Source organism: Caulobacter hibisci, assembly GCF_016135805.1.
In the GTDB taxonomy this organism is placed as follows: domain Bacteria; phylum Pseudomonadota; class Alphaproteobacteria; order Caulobacterales; family Caulobacteraceae; genus Caulobacter; species Caulobacter hibisci.
This window is the reverse complement of sequence record NZ_JADWOX010000031.1, coordinates 14,512-38,248: the sequence shown is the minus strand read 5'-3', so window position 1 is coordinate 38,248 and position 23,737 is coordinate 14,512. Positions and strand designations below refer to the sequence as shown.

Below are 23,737 nucleotides of genomic sequence, written 5' to 3'. Positions count from 1 at the left end.
GTCGCGCGGGTGGGGGTTGGTGTGTGGGTGTGTTGTGGGTGTCGTTCACCCCCCACACCCCCGCCGGGGGGGGGGGGGGGCGCGCCGCGGGGGCCGGCCCCCCCCCGGCGCGGCGCTTACCCCCTCAGTCGGCTTAGCCGACAGCTCCCCCAGAGGGGGAGCACCTTCCTGGCCAGACCACAACACTCTTCAAAGGGGCACTAACACCATGCAGGTCGGCGTCTTCATTCCCATCGGCAACAACGGCTGGCTCATCTCCGAGACCTCGCCGCAGTACATGCCGAGCTTCGATCTCAACAAGACCATCGTCCAGAAGGCCGAGGACTACGGTCTCGACTTCGCGCTCTCGATGATCAAGCTGCGCGGCTTCGGCGGCAAGACCCAGTTCTGGGAGCACAATCTCGAGAGCTTCACCCTGATGGCGGGCCTGGCGGCCGTGACCCAGAAGATCAAGATCTTCGCCACCGTCGCCACCCTGACCATCCCGCCGGCCATCGTCGCGCGCATGGCCTCGACCATCGACTCCATTGCGCCGGGCCGCTTCGGCATCAACCTGGTCACCGGCTGGCAGAAGGCCGAGTACAGCCAGATGGGCCTGTGGCCGGGCGAGGGCCACTATACCGACCGCTACAACTACCTGGCCGAATACGCGACCGTGCTGAAGGACCTGCTGGACACCGGCGTGTCCGACTTCAAGGGCAAGTACTTCACCATGGACGACTGCCGGGTCAGCCCGCACCCGCAGGACACCAAGCTGATCTGCGCCGGCTCGTCGGACGAGGGCCTGGCCTTCACGGCGCAATACGCCGACTACAGCTTCGCCCTGGGCAAGGGGACCAACACCCCCACCGCCTTCGCCTCGGTCAACAAGCGGCTGGAAGCGGCCGCCGCCAAGACCGGCCGCGACGTCGCCTCGTTCATCCTGTTCATGGTCATCGCCGACGAGACCGACGAGAAGGCCCTGGCCAAGTGGCAGAAATACCGTGACGGCGCCGACCAGGAGGCCCTGGCCTGGCTGACCAACCAGGCCGCCCCCAACGCCGCCGCCGGCTCGACCACCAACACCGCCCAGCTGGCCGCGCCGGAATCGGCCGTGAACCTCAACATGGGCACGCTGGTGGGCAGCTATGAAAGCATCGCGCGCATGCTCGACGAAGTCGCCGAGGTGCCCGGCACCGGCGGCGTGCTGCTGACCTTCGACGACTTCATCCAGGGCATGGACGACTTCGGCACGAAGATTCAGCCGCTGATGAAGAGCCGGAAGTGATCAGAGGGCCGGAGGACCCCCTCCGGCCCTCCGGGCCACCTCCCCCAGAGGGGGAGGATCTGGAAACGTCGAGCCAGATGCTCCCCCTCTGGGGGAGCTGTCGCGGAGCGACTGAGGGGGCCGCCGCAGGCGGTCCTAGTCCGCCGACATCATGTCGATGAGCTTCACCCGGAAGATCATCACGCTGTTGGCGGGGATCGGGCCGGCTTCGCGCTCGCCGTAGCCGAGGGCCGGCGGCACGAACAGGGCCCACTCGTCGCCGACCTTCATCAGCGGGATGGCTTCCTGCCAGGCCGGCACCAGGCCGTCGAGCGGGGCGATCATCGCCCGGCCGCGCTCGAACGAGCTGTCGAACACGACGCCGTCGGTCAGCTTGCCTTCGTAGTGGACCTTGATGATGTCGCCGGCCTTCGGCGAGGGCGCGTCCTTGGCTCCCGAGGTCGTCACCTTGTACTGCAGGCCCGACGGCAGGCTGATCACGCCCGGCTGCTTGGCGTTGGCCGCCATCCAGGCGTTGGCCTTGACCAGGTTGTTGGCGGCGACATTGACCGTCACGTCCGGCGCGGGGGCCGGCGCGGTCTGGGCCAGGGCCGGACCGGCGGCCAAGAGCAACCCGAGAGCGATGAGAGTGCTGCGCATATTCGACGACTCATGTTATTAGTGCGACGAAATGTCAGAATAGACATTCGGATGAACAAGCGCACACTTAACTTCCAAAGCTTGCATCATCTAGAGCCGAAGAAAGATTTAATCTCTTCGCTCGTCGGGAAGGAAACGTCATGGCCAGGTCTTCTGGCGGCGCATTGAGCGGAGCGCATTGGTGGCAGCGTCACCCAATGTTCGCGCTCTTCATCGCTTGGGTGGTGATCGCCTCGATCGCCCTCGCCGCGTTCCTGCAATGGGGCCCGCGCCTCACCCCGCCCGCCTGAAGGCGCGCGCGACGAAGTCCATGACATAGGGCCAGTTCGGCCCGGGCGTATGCCCCTCGGCGTGCTGGCGGAAGACGAGATCGTCACCGCCGGTCAGGGTCAGCGGCGCTGGAAAGACCTCGCGGTCCAGCCCCTGCCCGCCCAGCAGCCGCCAGACCGGCGAGGCCGCCGCCGCGGCCATGAACATCCCCCGCGCATCCACCCAGCCGTCGCTCGCATCCGCGCCCGTGCCGATGAACAGCGGCCGCGGCGCGGCCAGGGCCATCAGGCTGTGGGCGTCCACCGGCAGGTCGTCGGCGGTCAGCGGCCCGGCGTAGCGCAGGAAGTTTCCCGCCATCCAGTGATGCTCGCCCACGGCCGCCAGGTTCTCGACCTGCTCGCCGCGTCGCCGCCGATGCAGCTTGGCCCCGCCCTCGCCGGACGAGGCGATGTAGCCGGCCGCCAGCCGCGGCTCGTAGGCCATGGCCAGCAGGGCCGCCTTGCCGTAACGCGACATGCCGGCCACCGCGACACGACGGGCGTCGATTACGGTGTCGGTCTCGAACAGGTCCAGCACCCGCGAGACGCCCCAGGCTCAGGCCCGCAGCGCGCCCCAGTCGTCCGGATCGCGCGGCCGGCCGCGATGGGCCAGGCCGATGATCCCGTCCTGCAGCTTGCCCGGATCGTCCGGTTGCACGCTGGTCGGAGCATAGATCGCATAGGCCCATCCACGCGCGATCGCCGCGTCGCGCCAGTCGGGTCCGGGTGGAAGCGGCCGCCCGCGCAGCCACGGCGGCCCATCAGGAAAGCCCAGCTCGACCACCGCCGGCGCTTTCACCGCGCCTTCGGGCGCGCCGACTAGCAGGTCGATGGTCACGGTGCGTCCATAGGCCGTGACGTCGCCGGCCAGACGTCGCTCGACCACCGCGACGCCGCCGCGCGTAACCCGTTCCGCCTTCACCGTCCGCCAAACCGGGGCCGGCAGGCCGCGCGGGACCCGGCCGTGGATCTCGCGGGCGAAGGCCTCGACGATCTCTGGGCGGCGCACCTTCCACCAGGTCGCCGCATCGCGAACGGGCGTCCCGTCCGGCAGGGCCAGGGGATCGGGCAGCAGGCTGAACGGACCAGCCCTGACCTCGTCGTAGTTCACGGGGTTGGCGGCGTCCGGGTTCATGCCGTCGACGCCGGGCCGCAGGGCCTTGATCCCCAGCTTGTCGAGCATCCGGCGATGGGCCTGCTCGCCAGTCAGGACCGCGACCCGGCCGGCGGCCGGCCCGCCGCTCGCCCCAAGACTAGCCAGGATCGCGGCCGCCCCCGTCAGCAGATCGCGCCGCCGCACCGCGCCCTCACCTACCGCGCCGGCGCCGCGGCCAGGGCCGCCGCCACCGCTTCGCGCAGCGGCTTCGCCTGATAGGCGTCGTCATAGAGCGTCGGGCGCTTGGGGGCCTTGTCCTGGCGCAGCCACTGGTTCTGCAGCCACGAATATTTGTCGACCAGGCCCCAGGCCAGCAGCTCCTTGGTCTGGCGGTAGTCGAGCATCAGGTCGAGATAGGCCTTGCCGTAGGCGGCCACGGCCGCGTCGCGGGCGGCGAAGTCGACCGGCAGGCCCTTGTCGTGGACGTCGAACTCGGTCAGCGCCAGGTCGTAGCCCAGGCCCGTCACCGCATCGACGAAGGTCCGCCAGTCCTTCTCCTGTGGCCGGCCAAAGCCGGTGAAGCTGTCGGCGTTCTCGGCCCCGATATGGCTCTGGATCCCCAGGGCGTCGACCGGCACGTCGCGCTTCTTGAAGCCCTCCAGCAGCTTCAGCACGCCGTAGCGATGCTTCTCGTTGCCGGCCTCCCAGCTCATATAGTCGTTGTAGACAAGGCGGGCCTTGGGGGCGGCCTTGCGGGCCAGGCGGAACGACAGATCGAGCACCGGCTCGACCCCGCCCATGGCGTCGGAGAAGACCGTGCGGCGCAGGGCGCCGTCGGCGGGATCGACGGTCTCGTTGACCACGTCCCAGGAATAGATCTGCGGATAGCGGGCGCAGACGCGGTCGATGTGCTCGGCCAGCATGGCCTCGACCTTGGCGGCCGGCTTGTTGCCGAAATCGTAGCCCTTCAGCCAGCCGGGAAACCACTGCGGGTGATGCCACAGCAGGGTGTGGCCACGCAGGGCGATGTCGTGCTCGCGGGCGAAGGCGGCGACGCGGTCGGCGCGCTCGAAGGCGAAGGCCTGCTCGGCCGGCCGCAGCACGTACCACTTCAGCTCGTTCTCAGGCACCAGCACGCCGCATTCGCGGGCCAGGAGCTCACGATAGCGGGCGTCCTCGAACGAACCGGTCAGGGACCCGGGCGGCCCGGCCCCGACGGCGCTGCCGAAGATCAGCCCCTTCTTGGCGGCCAGCGCCTTTAGCGAGGGCCTCTCAGCGGCCATGGCCGGCGAGGCTAGCGCGGCGGCTGCGACGCCCAGTAGCGCGCGACGATCGATCATACGGGTCTCGCTCAAAGAAAACCGCGCACCGCCGGAGCGCGCCTTGGCGCGCTCCGAACTCCTAAAAATCTGAGCCCGTCAGGAGACCTGACGGGCTCAGGGGGACGATGCGCGGACAAAGTCAGCAGGAAAGGGAGGCGCGCGACAGAAACCGCCGCGCGCCCGTCACGCTCACTAGAAGCTGGCGCGCACCACGAAGGTGTAGCGCCGGTCGTTCACGAACCACGACCGCCCGGTCTTCAGCAGGTCGTTGTTGAGGATCTGGGTCGTCCGGGTCGTTTCGTTGAGCAGGTTCACCGCCTGCACCCCGACCTTCACCTTCGGATTGACGGTGTAGAAGAATGAGCCATCCAGCTGCCCCGTCGCCTCGTTCATGATCGGAGCGTAGGGGATGATCACGTCGCGGACGGTGAGCAGGAAGTCCGAGCGCCAGTTGTAGGCCAGGCGCGCCGAGATCGGCCCCTTCTCGTAGATCGCCGCGAAGTTGACGTTGTGCTTGGAGAGGCCCTGCAGCGGCAGCAGGCTGGTGTCGACCGTCGAGACGCGGCCGGCGGCGACGTCGGGATCGGTGGCAGACAGGGTGCTTTGCGGCACGCCGTTGCTCTCGATGTAGCTGTAGTTGGCGTTGATGCCGAACCCGTCCAGCGGCTTGGGCAGGAAGTCGTAGAACTGCTGGTAGCCGATCTCGAAGCCCTTGACCTTCGCCGTCTTGTCCGAGTTGCCCGGCGTGGTCACCAGCACGTCGAAGGTCGCGCCGTTGTTGGTGAACGGCCGGCGCTCGGTGGTGTTGGTCGCGACGTCGGTCAGCTCCTTGTAGAAGGCCGCGAAGGTCAGCGAGCCGACCGGTGCGAAGTACCATTCCACCGAGGCGTCGAGGTTGGTCGACTGGGTCGGCTTGAGATAGGGATTGCCGACCGGCACGTTGCCCGTGGGGGCGCCGTTGGTGATGCCGTCGTTGTTGGTGTTGAGCGTCAGGTTGTAATAGTTGCGGGTCAGGCCGATGTCGGGCGGCGTGATCGTCTTGGACAGGCCCAGGCGATACTGCAGACCGTGCGGCGCCATGACCTTCAGGTTGAAGCTCGGCAGCCAGTAGTCGAACGAGGTGTTGACGGTGCTGGGCGTCAGGGCGCCGTTGCCCCAGGCCCGCGCCGCCGCCCGCACCTGCGGCGTCAACGAACAGAACGACGAGGCGATGAACGGGTCCTTAGGTTGCGGACGCGCCAGCCAGGCGTTGTAGGCGTCGGTGCAGTCCTGGTCGGAGGCCAGGCTGCTCAGGGTCGGGAACGCCAAGTAGCCGGACGCCTCGCGGTCGGTCTTGGTATAGCGCAGGCCGATGTTGCCGCTGATCTTGTAGTCACCGGTCTCGCCCTTGAAGCGCGCCATCAGATAGGCCGACTTGGTCACTTCGTTGACCGGATTGACCTCGCCCGGACGGAACGGCGTACCGGCGGTGACGCCGCAACGCTGCGCCAGAGGCACCCAGTTTTGCGGACAGCCGTTCGACAGGCGAGCGCGCCACTCGTCGCCCACCGACAGGGCGAACTGCGAGACGGCGTCGTAGTTGTCGATCAGGTTCTGCGCATAGAACATCCGGCCGTCCGCCCCGGTCGGGGAAGCGACATCGCCGCGCATGAAGTTCTTGAAGACGAACTGCTCGATCAGGGCCGTGCTGTTGGCCCCTCCGGCCGTGTTCGGATTGCCATTGATGGCGTCATCCATCCACACCGGGCCGCCGCTGCCCCAGATCTCGCTGACCACGCCCCAGTTATAGGCTGAGAAGCGGGTGGTCTGGTCGCGCTCCGACCAGCGGACGCCGCCCTTGATCGAGTCCAGCCAAGTGTCGTTGTCGAACTTGTATTCGACGTCGATCTTGACCGCGTCTTCCGTGCCTTCCGACTGCTCGATGTGGTCCATCGCCGACCGCCAGAAGCTGTTGTACGGGTCGGCGAGGTTGGCGTGCGAGCCTTGCGCGTAGGACGGACAGTTGGCGCTGTAGGTCGTGCAGGTGGCCAAGGTGGCGCTGTTGGACGGCGCGGTGAAGGTGACGTCCGGCGTGTCGTTGCCGTTCAGGGTGATGGCGGCGTTCTGGAACGACGACCCCCACAGGCCCATGCTGATCGCATCGACCTTGGAGTCCACGTGCTGGGCGTCGAACAGCACGCCCCAGTGCTCGTTCGGCGTCCACTTGAAATTGAAGCCGTAGTCGGTGGTGGTGTTGGTCGTCTTCTCGTCGCGGCGCACGTTGTTCGATTGCAGGCCGTTGATCGGCGTTCGCGGGTCCGAGCCGTTCTGGTCGGCGCGCCAGCCGGTGGTGCCGGTGATCACCCCGTTGGTGAAGACGCCGTCCTCGTCGAAGGTGAAGGTGGTGCCGGCCGCCGGACGCGAGTCGCCGTTGCCGGCCACGTTGTCGGTGGCGATCTCGATGGCGTGCTCGGTCCACTTGGTCGTCGACTTCGAGCGCAGGTACTGGAACGCGGCCTGCATCGTGCCGTCGTTGCTCTTCCACTGGACGGCGCCGGCCTGGCCCTGGCGCTCGCGCTCGTTGGTGGTCGAGCGGAAGGCGGCGCCGCGCGGGAACCACACGCCCTTCGTACCATTGCCGCAGTCGGCGCTGGAGACGCCCAGGTTGGTGCGGCAGCCGAAGTTCGACACCTGGATGGCGTCGCTGCGGCTGGCCAGTTCCGAGTTCACGAAGCTGGCCAGGATGCCGACCTCGCCGATCTTGGTGTCGAAACGGTCACTGTAGAGGAACGAGTAGGTCGGCTTCCACTTCTCGACCATGTCGCCGTAGCTGGCTTCGGCCGACAGCGACAGGATGCGCTTGTTGCTATCGAACGGCAGGCGCGTGCGCAGGTTCACCGTGCCCGAGATGCCGCCCTCGATCAGGTCGGCCGAGGGGCTCTTGAACACGTCGACGCCACCCATCAGCTCCGACGGCACGTCGGCGAAGCTGAGGATCCGGCCGTTGTTGGCGGTGAAGGTGTCGCGGCCGTTCAGCTCCGAACGCACGAAGTTCAGGCCGCGAACCACGACGCCCGAGCCCTCGACCGAGAAGTGGTCAGGGTCGACGCCGGCGGCGAAGCGGTTGATCGACACGCCCGGCACGCGCTGCAGCGCCTCGGTCACCGAGCGGTCCGGCAGGGCCCCGATGTCTTCGGCGGTGATCGAGTCGCCGATGATCTCGGACGACTGCTTCAGTTGCTGGCTGCTCTTGAGGCTCTGGCGAATGCTGGTGACGACGACCTCGTCGACCGTGTCCTCGGTCGTCTTCGTAGCGGTCGTCGAAGCCGTCTGGGCCAAGGCCGAGGCCCCGAACACCAGGCTCAGCGCCAGGGCCGACGCCCCGCACTTCAGGCCGAATTTGAGATTGTCGCACAGTTTCTCGCGCCCACGCGTCGCGGACGCTCCGTTTACGGAGCTCATTCTTGTCTTCCTCCCCAGTCCCGGTAGCTCGGTAGCGCTACCATTGGTCATATGTCGAGACCATTATTGGTCTGATGATATGGCAAAGGTCGGAGACGTCAAGGGTGTTGAAATAACCCCGCAATCTGAACCAGATCGGCGACACATGATTGTTTTTATTATCTTTTATCCGTCACCCAGCCGCTGGCGACGCTTTTCCCGAGAAGGAAACGTGACAAAAGCGGACAGCGCAGTCAATTTGCAACACACTTGAAACGGCCGCCCAAGGCCGTTCAGACATAAGATCTTCGGGGCGGAGACAGCACATCATGTCAGACCAACGGTTGAAGTCCGTGGTCATCGTCGGCGGCGGCACGGCCGGCTGGATGACCGCCGCCGCCCTGGCCAAGACCCTTGCGCCGCAAGGCCTGAAGATCACCCTGGTGGAGTCCGAGGCCATCGGCACGGTCGGCGTCGGCGAGGCCACCGTGCCGCCGATCCTGACCTTCAACGCCATGCTGGGCCTGGACGAGCGGGCCTTCATGCGGGCCACCAAGGCCAGCTTCAAGCTGGGCATCGAGTTCGTCGACTGGGGCGCGATCGGCGAGACCTATCACCACCCGTTCGGGACCTTCGGCCTCGACGTCGAGGGAATCAAATTCCACCAGGTCTGGCGCAAGTTCGCCGACCAGGTCGGCCCGATCGGCGACTTCAACCTGACCGAAGCCGCCGCCCGGCGCTGGCGTTTCGCCCTGCCCGATCCCGATCCGGCCAAGGTGATGTCGAGCCTGAAGTACGCCTATCACTTCGACGCCGGCCTCTACGCCCGCTTCCTGCGCGGCTTCGCCGAGCCGCGCGGCGTCACCCGCATCGAGGGCCGCATCGCCAGCGTCGCCCAGCATGGCGAGACCGGCTTCGTCGAGGCCGTGGTGCTGGAGGACGGCCGCCGCATCGAGGGCGACTTCTTCGTCGACTGCTCGGGCTTCCGCGGCCTGCTGATCGGCCAGGCCCTGGGCGTGCCCTATCAGGACTGGAGCCGCTGGCTGCCCAACAACCGCGCCGTGGCCATTCCGTGCGAGTTGGGCGGCGACGGCCTGACCCCCTTCACCCGCGCCACCGCCCGCGAGGCCGGCTGGCAGTGGCGGATCCCGCTGCAGCACCGCATCGGCGCCGGCTACGTCTATTCCAGCCACCACATCGACGACGACCGGGCGCTCGACACCCTGCTGGCCAATCTCGACGGCCGCCCGACCGAGGACCCCAACTTCCTGCGCTTCACCCCCGGCCGCCGCGAGCGGGCCTGGGACAGGAACGTCTGCGCCATCGGCCTGTCGGCCGGCTTCATCGAGCCGCTGGAAAGCACCAGCATCCACATGATCCAGGCCGGGATCACCAAGCTCTTGGCCCTGTTCCCCGGCAACGGCGTTGATCCGCTGGAGACCGACGAATACAACCGCCTAACCGCCGCCCAGGTCGACCACATCCGCGACTTCGTGATCCTGCACTTCAAGGCGACCCAGCGCGACGACACCGACTACTGGCGCTACCTGTCGTCGATGACCGTGCCCGACAGCCTGGCCCGGCGCATGGAGCTGTTCGCCCAGCGCGGCCGCTGGTTCCCGTCCAACTACGACCTGTTCCACGAAACCAACTGGACCGCCGTGCTGCTGGGCCAGGGGATCATCCCCGAAGAGTGGGACCCGCTGGTCGACAGCCTGCCCGAAGACCAGATCCGCCAGCGCCTGGCGGGACTGTCCACCCTGATCGCCCGCACGGCCGAGGCCATGCCCAGCCACGCCGAGTTCGTCGCCCGTTATTGCGGCGCTGCTGCCCCCTCTTCGACTTCAGGAGTCCCCGCATGATGACGAATGACCGGATCCGCAACGTCGTCATCGTCGGCGGCGGCACGGCCGGCTGGATGACCGCCGCCGCCCTGGGGCGCTTCCTCAAGGACGGCGTCACCAAGGTTACCGTCATCGAGAGCGAGGCCATCGGCACGGTCGGGGTCGGCGAGTCGACCATCCCCCAGATCAACATCTTCAACCGCATGCTGGGCCTGGACGAGGACGAGTTCCTGCGCCGCACCAAGGCCACCTACAAGCTGGCCATCGAGTTCCGCGACTGGAAGCAGATCGGCCACACCTACCACCACCCGTTCGGCCCCTACGGCGTCGACATGGAGGGGGTGTCGTTTCACGCCTACTGGCTGCGCTACCTGGCCATGGGCGAGGCCGCGGACCTGGGCGAATACTCCCTGCAGGCCCTGGCCGCGGCTCAGGCCAAGTTCCAGCGCCCGACCGGCCAGACCAACTCGCCGCTGGGCGACATCGCCTACGCCTTCCACTTCGACGCCGGCCTCTATGCCCGCTTCCTGCGCGACTACGCCGAAGCCCGCCAGGTGCGCCGCATCGAGGGCAAGATCGTCGACGTCGCCCAGCGCGGAACCGACGGCTTCGTCGAGTCGGTGACCCTGGAGAACGGGACGGTCGTCGAGGGCGACCTGTTCATCGACTGCTCGGGCTTCCGAGGCCTGCTGATCGAGCAGACCCTGAAGAGCGGCTTCGAGGACTGGTCTCACTGGCTGCCCAACGACCGCGCCGTGGCGGTCCCTTGCGCCTCGGGCGGCTCGACCGACCCGGTCACCCGCGCCACCGCCCGCCCCGCCGGCTGGCAGTGGCGCATCCCGCTGCAGCACCGCATCGGCAACGGCTACGCCTTCTCCAGCGCACACATCAGCGAGGACGAGGCCACAGCCTACCTGCTCTCGCATCTCGACGGCGAGGCCCTGGCCGATCCCTGGACGCTGAAGTTCAAGGCCGGCCGCCGCAAGAAGAGCTGGGACAAGAACGTCGTCGCCATCGGCCTGGCCGCCGGCTTCATGGAGCCGCTGGAAAGCCAGAGCATCCACCTGATCCAGGTGGGAATCTCGCGCCTCTTGGCACTGTTCCCCGACCGCCGGTTCCAGCAGCCCGACATCGACCGCTACAACCGGGTGATGACCTTCGAGTACGAGAAGATCCGCGACTTCCTCGTGCTGCACTACAAGGCCACCGAGCGCTCGGACACGCCCTATTGGGACTATCTGCGCGAGATGCCGATCCCCGACTACCTGGCCGACAAGATCGCCGTCTTCGAGAGCCACGGCCGGATCTTCCGCGAGAACGAGGAGCTGTTCAACGACACCTCGTGGTTCGCGGTGATGATCGGCCAGGGCCTCAAGCCGCGCGGCTGGGACCCGATGGCCGACGTGATGAGCGAGGACCTGCTGCGCGCCCGCATGAAGGAGATCCGCGCGGTCATCGCCCGCTCGGCGCAGACCATGCCCGATCACATGAGCTTCGTGGCCGATCGGGTGGCGCGGGCGCAGGCGGCGGCTTAGGCGTTGCGTGGTCCTCGCCCTTCGACAGGCTCAGGGTGAGGACCAATTGTCGGGCCGCTGAAAACCTCATCCTGAGCTTGTCGAAGGACGCCCCCTACCCCGCCCGCGCCCCATGCGCGAGGCTGGCGGCCAGGGCCAGCATCGTCAGGCCAATGCCAAGGTCCAGCGCGCGCCAGGCGGCCGGCCGCGCGAACAGCGGGGCCAGGAAGCGCGCGCCGAAGCCGAGCGACGAGAACCAGACCAGGCTGGCCAGGGCCGCCCCGGCCATGAACAGCGGCCGCTCGATCGCCGGCAGGCTGGCGCCCACCGCGCCCATCAGCATCACCGTGTCGATATAGACGTGGGGGTTGAGGAAGGTGAAGGCCGCGCTGCCCGCCAGGGCCGCGCCCAGGGTCAGGCCCGCCTGCTGCTCGACCACCAGCACCGACGGCCGCGCCGCCCGCCGCAGGGCCGAGATCCCGTACCAGGCCAGGAAGGCCGCGCCGCCCAGGCCCAGCACCAGCGACAGGCCCGGAACCAGGGCCAGCACCCCGCCCAGGCCGCGGACCCCGGCGACGATCAGCGTGGCGTCGGCGGCCGCGCAGAACAGCACGATCGGCCAGACATGCTCGCGCTTCAGCCCCTGGCGCAGCACGAACATGTTCTGCGCGCCGATGGCCACGATCAGGCCGGCGGACAGGGCGAAGCCCTTGGTGAAGGCGGGGAGGAAGGTGCTGGTCATGGCCGCTTGATGCCGCCGATCAGAGATGTAGCCTAACTAAGTCTTCTTATCCGAATTTAGGCGACCTAATGCTCGACTATCCGTCCCTGGCGGCCCTCGCCGCCGTCGCGCGCGAGGGCAGTTTCGAGAAAGCGGCCGCCGCCTTGGGCGTCACGCCGTCGGCGGTGTCGCAGCGGGTGAAGGGCCTGGAGGAGCGGCTGGGCGCCATCCTTCTGACCCGCGGCGTTCCGTGCCGCCCCACCGAGATCGGCGCCAAGCTGTGCGCCCATGTCGAGCAGGTGCGGCTGCTGGAGGGCGAGGTCGTCGCCGACCTGCCGGGCCTGGCCGGTCCTGCCGTTGGCCCGTCCACCATAAGGGTGGCGGTCAACGCCGACAGCGTCAGCACCTGGTTTCCCAAGGCGGCCGCCCGGTTCGCGGCCGAGACGGGGGCCATGCTCGACCTGGTGCTCGAGGACGAGGCCCACACCGCCGACCGGCTGCGCTCGGGCGAGGTGCTGGCGGCGGTCACCGCCGATCCTACCCCGGTCGCCGGCTGCAAGACCTATCCGTTGGGCGCCATCCCCTACCTGGCCGTGGCCACGCCGGACTTCATGGACCGGTTCTTCGCCGGCGGCGTCGATGCGGCCAGCCTGCAAACCGCGCCGATGCTGCGCTTCGACCGCCGCGACGGCCTGCAGGCCCGCTGGGCGCGGGACGCCTGGAACACGCCGCTGGCTCCGCCCACCCACTGGACGCCCTCGACGCAAGGCATGCTGGACATGACCCTGGCGGGCCTGGGCTGGGCGATGACGCCGCGCCCGCTGGCCGCGCCGTACCTGGCCGTCGGCCGCCTGGTGGAGCTGCCGCCGCGCCGACCTCTGGCCGTCACCCTCTACTGGCAGCGCACGCGGCTCTCCGCCCGTCTCCTCGACCGCCTGACCCAGGCGGTGCGGACCACCGCGGCCGAGGTGCTGGAGGCGGCGGAGAGCCCCAAGCCCTAGGCCGGCTCGACCGCCAGGGCCGGATAGTCGGTATAGCCGCGTGCGTCGCCGCCGAAGAAGGTCATGCGATCGGCCTCCGCCATCGGCGCGCCGGCCTTCAGTCGCGCGACGAAGTCGGGATTGGCCAGCACCATCTGGCCGTAGGCCTCCAGGTCGGCCAGGCCCGAGGCGATGTCGGCGCCGATCTCCTCGCGCGGACGGCCGGGACGATTGAGGACCAGGGTTCTGCTCCACAGCCGGCGGATGTCGGCCAGCAAGACCTCGTCGCCCTGGTGCATGACATGCAGATAGGCCAGGCCCAGCTTGTCGAGTTCGGCGACCAGGTGGCGATAGAGGTCCGGCCCCTCCGCGCCCTCGTCGATGCCCCAAAGGGTCGTGCCGGGCGACAGGCGGATGGCGGTGCGGTCGGCGCCGATCTCCTCGGCGATGGCGGCGGCGACCTCCAGGGCGAAGCGGGCGCGGTTCTCGATCGGGCCGCCATATTGGTCGGCGCGGGTGTTGGCGCTGGGCGCGAAGAACTGCTGCACCAGATAGGCGTTGGCGCCGTGGATCTCGACGCCGTCGGCGCCCGCCTCGATGGCGCGGCGGGCGGCGGCCCGGAAGTCGGCGACCGTCCGGCCAACCTCGTCGGTGGAAAGGGCGCGGGGCGTCGGGATGTCCTTGGGTCCCGTGGCGGTGAACATCGGGGCGTTCGGCGCGATGGCCGAGGGCGCGACGCCCTGGCGGTGATGCGGCGTGTTGTCGGGATGCGACATGCGGCCGGCGTGCATCAGCTGGATGAAGAGGTAACCGCCCTCGGCGTGGACGGCGTCGGTGACGGCCTTCCAGCCGGCGACCTGGGCGTCGGTGTGGATCCCGGGCGTGGTCAGGTAGCCCTGGCCGTCCTCCGAGGGCTGGGTCCCTTCGGTGACGATCAGGCCGACGCCGGCGCGCTGGGCGTAGTAGTCGGCGGCCAGGGCGCCCGGGACGCCGTCGGGCGTGGCGCGCGAGCGGGTCATGGGCGCCATGACCAAGCGGTTGGAGAGGTCGAGGCGGCCCAGGCGAACGGGGCTGAACAGGCGGCTCATGGAGGTGATCCCTTCGGGTGATTGTTCGGGAAGGGAGATGCGCCCGCGCTCGATCGGTATAAACCAGGCCGAATGGAAATCATTGATCCATTCATGGAGCAATTGGCGTGGCGCTGCTGAACGACATGGCCCTGTTCGTCGAGGTGGTGAAAGCGCGCGGCTTTCGCGGCGCGGCCGAGGTCACCGGCGTGCCCAACTCCACCCTGTCGCGCCGGATCGCGGCCCTCGAAAAGGCCGTCGGCCTGCGCCTGCTCAATCGCACCACCCGGCGGATCGAGCTGACCGAAGCCGGTCAGGTCTATTTCGAGCGCTGCAAGCGCATCGTCGACGAGGCCCGGCTGGCGCATGAGCAGTTGGGCGAGATGCTGGAACAGCCGACCGGCCTGCTGCGGGTTTCCCTGCCGATCGATTTCGCCACCATCTATCTGACGCCGCTGATCGCCGAGTTCGCGCGGCGCTATCCCGGCATCGGCTTCGAGTTCGACCTGACGCCGCGCCGGGTGGACCTGGTGGCCGAGCCTTTCGATCTGGCCATCCGCATCGGCGAGCAGCCGCCCTCGCACATGATCGCCCGGCCGCTGGCCCGGCTGCGCCCGTCGGTCTACGCCGCCCCGGCCTATCTGGACGCTCATGGCGAGCCGTCTCGGCCCTCGGACCTAGCGGATCATGAGTGCCTGGTCATGCCCCGGATCACCGCCTGGACGCTGGGCGACGGCGAGCGGACGGTCGAGACACCGGTCGGCGGCCGCTTCCGAGTCAACAATGTCGGCATGATCCGACAGCTGGCCCTCCAGGGCATGGGCGTGACCCTGATGCCCGAGGCCATTGTCGCCGAGGATCTGGCCTCAGGCCGGCTGCGTCGCATTCTCCCGGCCTGGCAGGGCGAGCCCACCGCCGTCTACGCCGTCACCGAGACCCGCCTGCTGCCGGCCAAGACCCAGCGCTTCATCGAGTTCCTGCGCGAGCAGCTGCGCGAGCGATAGGGCCATCGGACCAAGCTCAAGCTTGGTCCGACCTCTCCAAGCCTGTAAGGTATGACCACCTTGACATAATAGGCCTTACCTCGTAGCCGTTTACTTCTGTGACCGCTACCAACCGTATCGCCGGCGAAACGGCGGACGGCGGCGGTCAAAGCGCAGGCAGCACGAAGCGCCGGACCTTGGCGCTCAGGGGAGAGAAGCCGATGTCGTCCAGCCACCGCACGCGTGAAATCCGCCGGGCCCTTGTCGGGGCCAGTTGCCTGACCACCGCCCTGATCGCCCTGCCCGCCCTCGCCCAAACCACAGCGTCCCAGACTGCGCCCGCCGGTCAGGCCGTGCAGCCCGACGCCGTCGAGGAGATCGTCGTCACCGGCTTCCGCAAGAGCCTGGCCGACGCCACCAACGCCAAGCGCGAGAGCGTCGCCTTCACCGACTCGGTGTTCGCCGAGGACATCGGCAAGTTCCCCGACCTCAACATCGCCGAGTCCCTGAACCGCATCCCGGGCGTCCAGCTGACCCGCGAGATCAACGGCGAGGGCCTGAACGTCACCATCCGGGGCCTGGGCACCAACTTCACCAAGATCCTGCTGAACGGCTCGCAGATCGCGGTGGCCTCGTCAGGCCGCACCGACAGCCAGAACCAGAACCGCGAGGTCGACCTCGACCTCTTCCCGACCGAGCTGTTCACCCGGCTCGACGTCCACAAGACCCCGACGGCCGGCATGGTCGAGGGCGGGGTGGCCGGCGTGGTCAACATGCGCAGCGCCCGGCCCTTCGACTACAAGAGCGGAAACGGCCAGCTGATCTATTCGCTGCAAGCGGGCAAGAACAACCAGGCCGACGACATCAGCCCGCGCGGCTCGCTGATCGCCTCGAAGACCTGGGACACCCCGATCGGCGAGGTCGGCCTGCTGGCCGGCGTGGCCATCGCCCGGGTCAAGAGCACCACCACCGGCTTCGAGAGCATCGGCTGGTCGAACGCCAACATGACCTGCACCGGCTGCAACGTCACCGGCGGCAACAACTTCAACTGGGCCTCGACCGTGCCGGCCGGCGTCACCGCCAACGGCCTGACGCCCGGCCAAGCGATCGACAACGCCCTGCTGGCGTCGCTGAACCCGGGCACAACGCTGCAGCAGCTGTCAGACGCCCAATTGCCGCGCCTGGGCCGCGATTCCTGGTCGTCGGGCGAGCGCGACCGCGACTCCTACGTCCTCTCGGCCGAATGGCGGCCCAACGACCAGCTGAACGTCTATTTCGACACCCTCTATTCCAAGGGCAGCCGCGAGTTCGAGCGCATCGACATGAACTGGGTCGTGCGCAACTCCAACTTCATGGTCCCGACCGGCGTGAAGGTGAACGGCGACGGCGTGGTCACCGAAGGCACGTTCCTGAACTCGCAGTTCTTCCTCGAGTACCGGCCCTACAAGGAGGACGTCGAGGTCCTGAACCTCAACCCCGGCTTCACCTGGCGGCCCAACGACTGGATCAAGCTGGACGGCCAGCTCAACTACAGCCGCAGCGTCTTCTTCCGCGAGGCGCCGACGGTGCTGTTCAACACCCCGCTAAACTCGGGGCTGAACGTCACCTACGCCAACAATGGCGGCGACTATCCGTCGATCACCGCCAACAAGGACCTCAACGACCCGTCGCTAGGCTGGGTGTGGGCCGGCGGCCGCGTCAACGTCCAGGCCGAGAAGCGCGTCACCTCGACCAAGGGCGCCCACTTCGACCTGACCCTGGGCGACGACAAGGGGACCAACTTCAAGGTCGGCCTGGCCTATGACGACGTCGGCCGGCGGATCACCGCCCTCGACAATTCCGGCCGCTGGCAGGCCTTCACCTGCGGCGGCGGCGGGGTGACGCCGCAGAGCCCCGCGCCCTCGCCGACCCCGGCCTGCGACGGCCGCGCCGGCTCGGCCATCCCCCAGGCCAACCTCGCCAGCTACATCAAGCAAGGCCCGCTGGGCTTCATCACCTTGGACAAGGACCGGTTCTTCGCCGACACCAACTACCAGGCCTTCTTCGACAGCGCCCCGTTCTCGGCCTCGGCCGCCACCGGGGCTGCCTCGGGTCTGATCCGCGAGAAGACCACCGGCGCCTATGTCGAGGCCAATGGCGCGACCCAGGTGCTCGACCGCGACCTGCGCTTCAACGTCGGCGCCCGCTACTATTCGACCGAGCAGACCATCGAGGGGCCGCAGACGGTCAACGGCGTGACCTCGTTCCTGTCGCGCACCACCACCTATGACGGCCTGCTGCCGTCGTTCAACCTGGCCTGGAACCTGCGCGAGAGCCTCATCCTTCGCGCCTCGGCCTCGCGCACGGTGACCCGTCCCAACCCCAGCGCCATGCTGCCGGGCACCACCTTCTCGGACCCCTCGGCCCAGCAGGCCAACCAGGGCAATCCGAACCTGCAGCCCTACACCTCCAACAATTTCGACATCGGCGGCGAGTGGTACACCGGCGGCGCCGGCTATGTGGGCGTGGCCCTGTTCCGCAAGGAGCTGACCGGCTTCACCGTCAACGGCACCAACACCATCCCCTTCACCCAGCTGGGCGTGCCCTTCGACCAGCTGACCAACCTGCAGCAACAGGCGATCAACAACCGCGGCGGCCCGAACGCCGCGACGGTCACCGTGCAGCAGCAGATCAACGCCGATGGCGTGCTGACCATCCTGGGCCAGGAGGTCACCTGGCTGCAGCCGCTGGACTTCCTGCTGGACGGCGCGGGCTTCACTGCCAACGCCACCCATGTCGAGCAGAACGCGCGCGGCAACGGCGCGCCGGCCCAGGCGGTCGGCATCTCGCCGTGGACCTACAACGTCACCGGCTACTATGAGAACCACGGGGCCACGGTGCGGCTGTCCTATGTGTGGAACGACGCCCAGATCTCGTCGAGCCCGGGCCAGAACGGCATCTCGTTCGCCACCATCAACACCGACGCCCGCGGCCAGTGGGACCTGTCGGCCAGCTACCAGTTCGACAAGCTGCCGACCCAGCCGCGCGTCAGCCTCGACGTCATCAACATCACCGAGGAGGCCCAGCGCAGCCCGTTCCAGTGGGACAGCGCCGCCTACACCTACTACCAGCCGGGCCGCCAGATCATGGTCGGCATCCGCGGGAAGTTCTGACCTCGGGAAAACACTTCGCGTGGCCGACCTTCCCAGCGCCACGCGGTTTGGCGGCGCATCCTCCCCAGGATGCGCCGTTTTTTTGCCCGCTCAGCGCGAAACCCCTTTAAGTTAATCCCATGGATTTCGACGCCGGCACGCCGCCCGCCCCTCCCGCCGACACGCCCGCGCCGCGCCGAGGCCCCGGCCGGCCGCGCGATCCCGGGGTGGAAAAGCGCCTCAAACGCGCCGCTCTCGAAGTGCTGGCCCAGCACGGCATGTCGGGCCTGACCCTGGAGAAGATCTGCGACAAGGCCGGCGCCCCGCGCGCCACCTTCTATCGCCGCTGGGCCACGCCGATGCAGGCGGTGGGCGAGGCCTTCAACGAGGCCTTCCACTTCGCCGAGCTGCCCGACACCGGCGACATCGTCAGCGATCTGGTGGCCCTGGGCCAGGCGATGATCGACCTCTACAACGATCCCGTCGTCGGCCCCTGCATGAGCTTCCTGATCGCCGAGAGCCGCGTGCGGCCCGAGCTGTTCGAGGACCATGGCGACGACTTCCTGCGCCGCCGGGCCTACAACCGCCAGGTCGTCGAACGCGCCGTCGCCCGCGGCGAGATCCCCGCCCACACCGACGCCGACCTGGTCATCGACACCATCAGCGGCCTGGCTCTCAACAACCAGGCCACCCGCCGCCCGCTGACGCCGGAGATGCTGGAGTTCGTGGTGCGGCGGTTGCTGTCGCTGTGATCCCTCTCCCCTTGCGGGAGAGGGAGGGGCCCGCGCCGCAGGCGTGGGAGGGTGAGGGGTCGAAAGACCTGTCCGCAGCAACGGCCGATCGGCTGGGCGTGGCCTTTACGTTCTGAGAGACCCCTCATCCGACGGCCTTCGGCCGCCACCTTCTCCCGCAAGGGGAGAAGGATCATTTGCACGGTTGAAAACAAACCGACCACGCGGTATCTTGCACACCTCACCACCCGAGGTCCCCGCGTGTCCGTCCCCGCTTCCGCCTACGCCATGCTCGCCGCGGCCATCGCCGCCGAGGTGGCCGGCACCACCTTCCTGCAGAAGTCCGAGCAGTTCACCAAGCTGGTCCCGACCCTGGCCATGGCCGGGCTCTACGCGCTCGCCTTCTTCTGCCTGTCGCAGGCGCTGAAGCACGTGCCGCTGGGCGTGGCCTACGCCATCTGGGGCGGGGTGGGGATCGTGCTGACGGCGATCATCGGGGTGGTGCTGTTTCGCCAGTCGCTGGACGCCCCGGCCATGGTCGGCATCGGCCTGATCGTCTCGGGCGTGCTGGTCACCCAGCTGTTCTCGCGCAGCGTGGCCCACGGATGAACGTCACCGCCTACAACCGACCCAAGCAGCCCGAGCAGGTGCGCCGCGCCCTGCTCGAGGCCGCCGTCGCCCTGGCCGAGGAGCAGGGGCTGGGCGGGATCACCGTCCAGGCCGTGGCCGACCGGGCCGGCGTCACCAAGGGCGGCCTCTTCCATCACTTCGCCAACAAGCAGGCCCTGATCGACGCTGTCTTCGACTTCATGCTCGAACAGATGGATGAGGCGCTCGATCGGCTGATGGCCGACGACGTCGGCGAAGGCTGCTTCACCCGCGCCTATGTGGTCTCGACCTTCGAGTGCTGCGACATGGCGCTCAGCGGCCAGGCCCTGTCGATCTCGATGGTCACCGATCCGGCCCTGCGCCGCCGCTGGCGCGACTGGATCGACGCGCGCCTGGTCCGCCACGCCGAGACCGACGCCGACCCGGGCCTGCACGTCGTGCGCCTGGCCGCCGACGGCTACTGGTTCGCCCGCGTGCTGCACGACGGCGATCCGGGAACCGAAGCGCCCGAAGCCCTGCAGGCCCGCCTCATCGCCATGACCCGGGAGGACTGATCATGACCTTCTTCCGCACCCACTGGGCCCTGCTGGCGACCGAGGCCGTCGAGACGCCGCCTCAACCTGCCCCTCTCCCAGAGGGAGAGGGAGGGGCCCAGGCGCAAGCCTGGGAGGGTGAGGGGTTAGGGACTGAAGACGGCGTGCCGGCGCTCCGGCCGACGGCTTAACCCCTCATCCTCCCACCGCTGCGCGGCGGGCCCCTCCTTCTCCCTCTGGGAGAAGATCGCTTAGACGCCTAGAACAAAACCCCCTTCTCCAGCAGGCCGTGCACGCCCTTCTCGCCGTTGACCGTCTGGGTCACGCGGAAGTCCACGGCCAGGGAGCAGAACTGGTAGGCCTGCACACGGGTGAGGTTCGAGCGCGAAACGATGAAGTCGATCATCCCTCGCAGGGCCTGCTTCATCGCCAGGTCCAGGTCCTCGTTGAAGCCCATGATCACGTAGTGGGTAGGCGTCTCGGCGCGGGGCCAAGTCGCCACGCCCAGGTCGGCGGCCTTGTGCAGGATGAAGGTGAAGGTCCCGGTCAGGCCCATCTCCAGGGCGTTGACGCAGACCTCGCCGTCGCCCTGGCGGCCATGGCCATCGCCGGCCGAGAAGTTCGCGCCCGGCACCCAGACCGGCAGAAACAGGGTCGCGCCGGCGCCCAGCTCCTTGTTGTCCATGTTGCCGCCGTGCTCGCGCGGCTCTCGACTGGACAGGCGGCCGTACCTGGCCGGCGGGGCCACGCCCATGGTGCCGAAGAACGGCCGCAGCGGCAGCTCCGGCCCCCACTGCGGCTTGCAGATCCCGCGCGCCTTGTCGACGGCGATGTGGCTGACATAGCGCTCGGGAAAGTCCTCCGGCAGGGTGCCGGCCAGGGGCCGCACGGCGCAGTAGCCCCAGTCGTTGTTGGGCTCGACCGCCTCGATCCGCACCTCCAGCGTGTCGCCCGGCTCGGCCCCGGCGATGGCCACCGGCCCCGTCAGGATGTGCGGGCCGATCCGATCGAGCTTGGCGTCGTGGATCGCCTGCAGGGCCGGCGGGATGGTCAGCCACGACTCCGGCCCGGGCATCACCTCGGGCCCGCCCGACACGCAGTCGAAGGTGACGCTGTCACCCGGCTGGATGGTCAGGACCGGGTCGAAGGCCGCGTCGAAGATGCCGAAGCGGACGGTCTGCGGGGTGGAGGACAGGTGGTGATGCATGGCGACGACGGAACCGGCAGCGAAGAAACGAGCCCCAGTCTCCAGCCACGCCGGGTCGGGAACGAGGCCGCACGACATCGCGCGGCGCCGCTTTCGCTATCTGCCTCAACCACGGGCGCCATCTGCACGAGCGCCGCGCATTCGAAAGACTGCCGAGGCGTTCTAGGTCCTTGAAACTTCTGGCCTAGCGGCGTTATCGTCGGATAGCTATGAAGTATCTTATTACTTTTTAGCGCGAGTGACTTCCCATGTCGGGCGGCGACCTGTCGGCCTTCCAAAACCTCTCCGACGCCAAGGTCGCCGCCTATCTGGACTCCCGTAGCGCCGACCTCGGCCTGCCCGTGCCCGAGGCCTGCCGCGACGGGGTCGCCGAGAACCTCGCCCTGTTGCGCGACCAGGCCGCCCTGTTCGCCGGCCTGACCGACCCGGACGCGCCCATCGAGACGTTCGCGCCGTGAGCTTTGCAACCGCCCAGGTCCTGACCACCGCCCTGCGCGAGGGTCGCACGAGCGCCCGTGAGACCACCCAGACCGCGATCGCCGCCGCCAAGGCCGAACCGTTCAACGCCTTCACCGCCGTGTTCGAGGACGAGGCCCTGGCCCAGGCCGACGCGGTCGACGCACGGCTGGCGGTCGGCGAGAATCCCGGCCCGCTGGCCGGCGTCCCGTTCGCGGTCAAGAACCTGTTCGACGTCGCCGGTCACGTCACCCTGGCCGGCAGCAAGATCCGCCGCGAGGCCGCTCCCGCAACCGCCGACGCCACCGCCGTGGCCCGGATGAAGGCCGCCGGCGCGGTGCTGGTCGGCGCGCTGAACATGGACGAGTTCGCCTACGGCTTCGTCACCGAGAACGCTCACGACGGCCCGACCCGCAATCCGCACGACCCGGCCCGCATCGCCGGCGGCTCGTCGGGGGGCTCGGCCGCCGCCGTCGCCGGCGGCCTCCTGCCCCTGACCCTGGGCTCTGACACCAACGGCTCGATCCGCATCCCCGCCGGCCTTTGCGGGGTGTTCGGGCTGAAGCCGACCCTGGGCCGCCTGTCGCGGGTGGGGGCCTTCCCCTTCGTGCACAGCCTGGACCACATCGGCCCCTTCGCCCGCACCGCCGCCGACCTCGCCCTGGCCTATGACGTCTTGCAGGGCGAGGATCCGCTGGACGACTTGGCGCCGCCGCCAGCCGATCCGCTGAGTGGCCGCCTCGACGCCCTGGCCGACCAGCCGTTGCGCGTCGGATGCCTAAGCGGCTGGTTCCAGCAGGGTGCCTTCCCCGAGGTGGTCGAGGCGCTGGAGATCGTCGCCGACGCCTTGCAGGCCCGCCGCGGCCTGACGCTGCCCGGCGCCCAGGCCGCCCGCGCCGCCGCCTTCGCCATGAGCGCTTCCGAAGGCGGGCGCCTGCATTTCGACGACCTGGCCCAGCGCGCCCTCGACTACGACCCGGCCGTCCGCGACCGCCTGCTGGCCGGGGCCTTGCTGCCCGACGGCGTGGCCGAGGCCGCGCGGCGCTATCGCCCGGCGTTCCGCGACGAGGCGCGCGGGCTGTTCGAGCACTTCGACATCCTGCTGGCCCCCGTCACCCCCTGCCCCGCCCCGCCGATCGGCCAGGCGACCATGGAGCTGGACGGCCTCCCCGTCTCGGTGCGCAAGACGCTGGGCGCCTACACCCAGCCGATCAGCTATGTCGGCCTCCCCGTGATCGCCGCGCCGGTGAACCGTCCCGGCAAGCCGCCGATCGGCGTACAGCTGATCGCCCCGGCCTGGCGCGAGGATCTGGCCTTCGCCGCCGCCCTGCGGCTGGAACGGGCCGGCGTCATCGCCGCCCACCGCCCTCCCCTCCGCCGAGAGCCCGCATGACCGTCATCAACGCCCCCGACGTCCTGGCCGAGGTCGCCGCCGCCGTCGACGCCTATGAGCTCGCCCTGATGACCAACGACGTCGAGGCGCTGGACGGCTTCTTTCGTGACGCTCCTGAAACCGTCCGCTACGGCGTGGCCGAGAACCTCTACGGCTTCGCCGAGATCGCCGCCTTTCGAATCGGGCGCTCCGGCGGCTCGCCGCTGCGCGATCGCCTGAGGACGGAAATCACCACTTTCGGCCGCGATTTCGCGATCGCGAACGTCGAATTCCTGCGGACGGGGGCAAAACAGTCCGGCCGCCAGAGCCAGACCTGGCTGCGCACCGAAGGCGGCTGGAAAATCGTGTCGGCGCACGTTTCCCTGCTCCAGGCCGGCGCCGACCAACGCCTTGCGCCATAGGCGGCCGCATCCTCCGCCCAAGGACAATAAGTAAGTATGTCCTGACTTATGACCTAGTTTTGGGCGCCGTTGTCGCAGCGTGGTCAAATAGTGACACGGTCCCTACAAACTTCAC

The 23,737-nt window shown here is 68.5% G+C and carries 19 protein-coding genes and 1 pseudogene; 12 read left to right on the top strand and 8 right to left on the bottom strand.

Translation table 11 applies throughout. From position 1 onward, the window contains the following. Positions 1-208 precede the first annotated feature (208 nt). Positions 209-1,267, top strand: a complete 1,059-nt coding sequence (gene rutA / locus I4Q42_RS25010) for a pyrimidine utilization protein A (RefSeq protein ID WP_198578820.1) — start codon at positions 209-211, stop codon at positions 1,265-1,267. A gap of 135 nt (positions 1,268-1,402) precedes the next feature. Here the strand turns inward: rutA and I4Q42_RS25005 are convergent, their stop codons facing one another. The 5 genes and pseudogenes from I4Q42_RS25005 to I4Q42_RS24985 form a co-directional block, all read right to left on the bottom strand. Then, entirely contained in the window at positions 1,403-1,906 is a 504-nt protein-coding gene (locus I4Q42_RS25005) for an FKBP-type peptidyl-prolyl cis-trans isomerase (RefSeq protein WP_198578819.1), read from the bottom strand. Between the two features lie 273 nt (positions 1,907-2,179). Continuing rightward, a pseudogene (locus I4Q42_RS25000) lies at positions 2,180-2,758 on the bottom strand (glucuronyl esterase domain-containing protein); the annotation flags it as partial. A gap of 12 nt (positions 2,759-2,770) precedes the next feature. Beyond that, a complete protein-coding gene (locus I4Q42_RS24995) occupies positions 2,771-3,514 on the bottom strand; it encodes a hypothetical protein (RefSeq protein ID WP_198578817.1) in 744 nt (247 codons plus the stop codon). Between the two features lie 11 nt (positions 3,515-3,525). Beyond that, positions 3,526-4,650, bottom strand: coding sequence for an endo-1,4-beta-xylanase (locus tag I4Q42_RS24990; RefSeq protein ID WP_198578816.1), 1,125 nt, complete (start codon positions 4,648-4,650; stop codon positions 3,526-3,528). 174 nt (positions 4,651-4,824) lie between these two features. Further along, positions 4,825-8,073: a TonB-dependent receptor gene (locus tag I4Q42_RS24985; protein ID WP_198578815.1), complete on the bottom strand. Its 3,249-nt coding sequence runs from the start codon at positions 8,071-8,073 to the stop codon at positions 4,825-4,827. Between the two features lie 308 nt (positions 8,074-8,381). Here I4Q42_RS24985 and I4Q42_RS24980 point away from each other — a divergent pair, with 308 nt between their 5' ends. Together I4Q42_RS24980 and I4Q42_RS24975 are read left to right on the top strand one after the other, a co-directional pair. Beyond that, the gene (locus tag I4Q42_RS24980) at positions 8,382-9,914 is read left to right on the top strand and encodes a tryptophan halogenase family protein (protein ID WP_198578814.1); all 1,533 of its coding nucleotides are present in this window, start codon (positions 8,382-8,384) and stop codon (positions 9,912-9,914) included. After that, positions 9,914-11,431, top strand: a complete 1,518-nt coding sequence (locus I4Q42_RS24975) for a tryptophan halogenase family protein (protein ID WP_408611131.1) — start codon at positions 9,914-9,916, stop codon at positions 11,429-11,431. The genes I4Q42_RS24980 and I4Q42_RS24975 overlap by 1 nt, the downstream gene beginning before the upstream one ends. A gap of 94 nt (positions 11,432-11,525) precedes the next feature. Here I4Q42_RS24975 and I4Q42_RS24970 read toward each other — a convergent pair whose 3' ends face one another. Then, a complete protein-coding gene (locus tag I4Q42_RS24970; RefSeq protein ID WP_198578812.1) occupies positions 11,526-12,152 on the bottom strand; it encodes a LysE/ArgO family amino acid transporter in 627 nt (208 codons plus the stop codon). A gap of 68 nt (positions 12,153-12,220) precedes the next feature. Between I4Q42_RS24970 and I4Q42_RS24965 the strand changes: the two genes are divergently transcribed. Further along, positions 12,221-13,132, top strand: a complete 912-nt coding sequence (locus I4Q42_RS24965; RefSeq protein WP_198578811.1) for a LysR family transcriptional regulator ArgP — start codon at positions 12,221-12,223, stop codon at positions 13,130-13,132. Here the strand turns inward: I4Q42_RS24965 and I4Q42_RS24960 are convergent. Further along, positions 13,129-14,199, bottom strand: coding sequence for an alkene reductase (locus tag I4Q42_RS24960; protein WP_198578810.1), 1,071 nt, complete (start codon positions 14,197-14,199; stop codon positions 13,129-13,131). The genes I4Q42_RS24965 and I4Q42_RS24960 overlap by 4 nt on opposite strands. Before the next feature lie 107 nt (positions 14,200-14,306). On the opposite strand from I4Q42_RS24960, the gene I4Q42_RS24955 reads away from it, so the two are divergent. From I4Q42_RS24955 to I4Q42_RS24935, 5 genes are all read left to right on the top strand, one after another. Beyond that, complete coding sequence (locus tag I4Q42_RS24955; protein ID WP_198578809.1) at positions 14,307-15,182, top strand: LysR family transcriptional regulator; 876 nt, start codon at positions 14,307-14,309, stop codon at positions 15,180-15,182. Between the two features lie 200 nt (positions 15,183-15,382). Continuing rightward, entirely contained in the window at positions 15,383-18,313 is a 2,931-nt protein-coding gene (locus tag I4Q42_RS24950) for a TonB-dependent receptor (protein WP_198578808.1), read from the top strand. A gap of 119 nt (positions 18,314-18,432) precedes the next feature. Continuing rightward, positions 18,433-19,044, top strand: a complete 612-nt coding sequence (locus tag I4Q42_RS24945; RefSeq protein ID WP_198578807.1) for a TetR/AcrR family transcriptional regulator — start codon at positions 18,433-18,435, stop codon at positions 19,042-19,044. Positions 19,045-19,284: 240 nt separating this feature from the next. After that, on the top strand, positions 19,285-19,632 hold the full coding sequence (locus I4Q42_RS24940; protein WP_332873150.1) for a multidrug efflux SMR transporter: 348 nt from the start codon (positions 19,285-19,287) through the stop codon (positions 19,630-19,632). Next, positions 19,629-20,186, top strand: coding sequence for a TetR/AcrR family transcriptional regulator (locus I4Q42_RS24935; protein ID WP_198578806.1), 558 nt, complete (start codon positions 19,629-19,631; stop codon positions 20,184-20,186). The genes I4Q42_RS24940 and I4Q42_RS24935 overlap by 4 nt, the downstream gene beginning before the upstream one ends. Positions 20,187-20,424: 238 nt before the next feature. On the opposite strand, the gene I4Q42_RS24930 is transcribed toward I4Q42_RS24935, so the two are convergent. Further along, a complete protein-coding gene (locus tag I4Q42_RS24930) occupies positions 20,425-21,372 on the bottom strand; it encodes an acetamidase/formamidase family protein (protein ID WP_198578821.1) in 948 nt (315 codons plus the stop codon). Between the two features lie 248 nt (positions 21,373-21,620). Between I4Q42_RS24930 and I4Q42_RS24925 the strand changes: the two genes are divergently transcribed. Genes I4Q42_RS24925 through hpxZ form a run of 3 tightly spaced genes read left to right on the top strand, consistent with a single transcriptional unit; the run spans position 21,621 to position 23,622 of the window. Then, positions 21,621-21,830, top strand: a complete 210-nt coding sequence (locus I4Q42_RS24925) for an AtzG-like protein (RefSeq protein ID WP_198578805.1) — start codon at positions 21,621-21,623, stop codon at positions 21,828-21,830. Continuing rightward, positions 21,827-23,221 (top strand): AtzE family amidohydrolase, encoded by a 1,395-nt coding sequence (locus I4Q42_RS24920; RefSeq protein ID WP_198578804.1) that lies wholly within the window; start codon positions 21,827-21,829, stop codon positions 23,219-23,221. Before I4Q42_RS24925 ends, I4Q42_RS24920 begins: the two co-directional genes overlap by 4 nt. Continuing rightward, the gene (gene hpxZ, locus I4Q42_RS24915; protein WP_198578803.1) at positions 23,218-23,622 is read left to right on the top strand and encodes an oxalurate catabolism protein HpxZ; all 405 of its coding nucleotides are present in this window, start codon (positions 23,218-23,220) and stop codon (positions 23,620-23,622) included. The genes I4Q42_RS24920 and hpxZ overlap by 4 nt, the downstream gene beginning before the upstream one ends. Positions 23,623-23,737 lie beyond the last annotated feature (115 nt).

Bases quoted from the DNA above. Each gene is read 5' to 3' on its own strand.
- rutA (WP_198578820.1), top strand. From the start codon at position 209: ATGCAGGTCGGCGTCTTCATTCCCATCGGCAACAACGGCTGGCTCATC.
- I4Q42_RS25005 (WP_198578819.1), bottom strand. From the start codon at position 1,906: ATGCGCAGCACTCTCATCGCTCTCGGGTTGCTCTTGGCCGCCGGTCCG.
- I4Q42_RS24990 (WP_198578816.1), bottom strand. From the start codon at position 4,650: ATGATCGATCGTCGCGCGCTACTGGGCGTCGCAGCCGCCGCGCTAGCC.
- I4Q42_RS24985 (WP_198578815.1), bottom strand. From the start codon at position 8,073: ATGAGCTCCGTAAACGGAGCGTCCGCGACGCGTGGGCGCGAGAAACTG.
- I4Q42_RS24980 (WP_198578814.1), top strand. From the start codon at position 8,382: ATGTCAGACCAACGGTTGAAGTCCGTGGTCATCGTCGGCGGCGGCACG.
- I4Q42_RS24975 (WP_408611131.1), top strand. From the start codon at position 9,914: ATGACGAATGACCGGATCCGCAACGTCGTCATCGTCGGCGGCGGCACG.
- I4Q42_RS24970 (WP_198578812.1), bottom strand. From the start codon at position 12,152: ATGACCAGCACCTTCCTCCCCGCCTTCACCAAGGGCTTCGCCCTGTCC.
- I4Q42_RS24965 (WP_198578811.1), top strand. From the start codon at position 12,221: ATGCTCGACTATCCGTCCCTGGCGGCCCTCGCCGCCGTCGCGCGCGAG.
- I4Q42_RS24960 (WP_198578810.1), bottom strand. From the start codon at position 14,199: ATGAGCCGCCTGTTCAGCCCCGTTCGCCTGGGCCGCCTCGACCTCTCC.
- I4Q42_RS24950 (WP_198578808.1), top strand. From the start codon at position 15,383: ATGTCGTCCAGCCACCGCACGCGTGAAATCCGCCGGGCCCTTGTCGGG.
- I4Q42_RS24945 (WP_198578807.1), top strand. From the start codon at position 18,433: ATGGATTTCGACGCCGGCACGCCGCCCGCCCCTCCCGCCGACACGCCC.
- I4Q42_RS24935 (WP_198578806.1), top strand. From the start codon at position 19,629: ATGAACGTCACCGCCTACAACCGACCCAAGCAGCCCGAGCAGGTGCGC.
- I4Q42_RS24930 (WP_198578821.1), bottom strand. From the start codon at position 21,372: ATGCATCACCACCTGTCCTCCACCCCGCAGACCGTCCGCTTCGGCATC.
- I4Q42_RS24925 (WP_198578805.1), top strand. From the start codon at position 21,621: ATGTCGGGCGGCGACCTGTCGGCCTTCCAAAACCTCTCCGACGCCAAG.
- hpxZ (WP_198578803.1), top strand. From the start codon at position 23,218: ATGACCGTCATCAACGCCCCCGACGTCCTGGCCGAGGTCGCCGCCGCC.